Source organism: Solilutibacter pythonis, from assembly GCF_003697345.1.
In the GTDB taxonomy this organism is placed as follows: Bacteria; Pseudomonadota; Gammaproteobacteria; order Xanthomonadales; family Xanthomonadaceae; genus Solilutibacter; species Solilutibacter pythonis.
Genome location: NZ_RFLY01000065.1, coordinates 1 through 902, shown reverse-complemented (window position 1 = coordinate 902; position 902 = coordinate 1). Strand labels below are relative to the sequence as shown.

Below are 902 nucleotides of genomic sequence, written 5' to 3'. Positions count from 1 at the left end.
GCCGGCACTGCCGCCGCCCGCGCCGAAGCCCGCCCCGTTACCGCCGACCCAGCCGGCGACGCCTGAGCCGAGCGCGGCGATTCTGGCGGCGCGGCAACAGAACGGGCGGTTGAGCGCGGCCGCGTTGAAGACGCGGATATTCCGCTACATCGACAGCCTGCAAAAGCTGGAAGACACCCATATCGACAACATCCAGAAGCAACTGGGGCTGGTGATTCCGCCTTATGAAGAAACCAAAGGCGCTTACAGTCAATACTTCGATGACCTGACCGATGGCGGGCGGTTCTCGGTATCGGTGATGCACCCCACGGGCGAAGACACCACCTATGGGGTGGATATCTTCAACAACGAGAGCACGGGTAAAGTCTCGGCGGTACCTTGCCGGTATACCTACCAGGCGTTCAGGGAGATGTTGCTGACGCGGGGCTTCGAGGATGGCGTATGGGTGGGGCCCAAACTCAGGGCGGCTTTCAGAAAGCGTTTTGGTGACATCGGGCTAAGCGTGGCGCTATGGACTTATACCCACGAGAAGCCGGATGGCGGGAAAGAAAGCTGCGTGGCACAGGTGAGTATCAGCATGGGAGTACGTGTGGAATGAGTGGTCGGTTGGCGGCCTGGAGCGTTGTCCGGTTGCTGGGTATCGCCTTGGCATCGTTGATGGCCATGGCGGCCTGCGCCCCGGGCGCGCAAGCCATGTCCTCGGTGGTGCGGGCGCCGGCACTGCCGCCGCCCGCGCCGAAGCCCGCCCCGTTACCACCGACCCAACCGGCGACGTCTGAGCCGAGCGCGGCGATTCTGGCGGCGCGGCAACAGAACGGGCGGTTGAGCTCGGCCGCGTTGGAGACGCGGATATTCCGCTACATCGACAGCCTGCAAAAGCTGGAAGACACCCATATCGACAA

The 902-nt window shown here is 63.3% G+C and carries 1 protein-coding gene and 1 pseudogene; both read left to right on the top strand.

Annotated elements, in window-relative coordinates:
* On the top strand, nucleotides 1-598 hold a 598-nt coding region (locus tag EBB59_RS14000; RefSeq protein ID WP_211327771.1), incomplete at its 5' end, for a hypothetical protein.
* A pseudogene (locus tag EBB59_RS13300) lies at nucleotides 595-902 on the top strand (hypothetical protein); the annotation flags it as partial. The gene EBB59_RS14000 and the pseudogene EBB59_RS13300, both read left to right, overlap by 4 nt.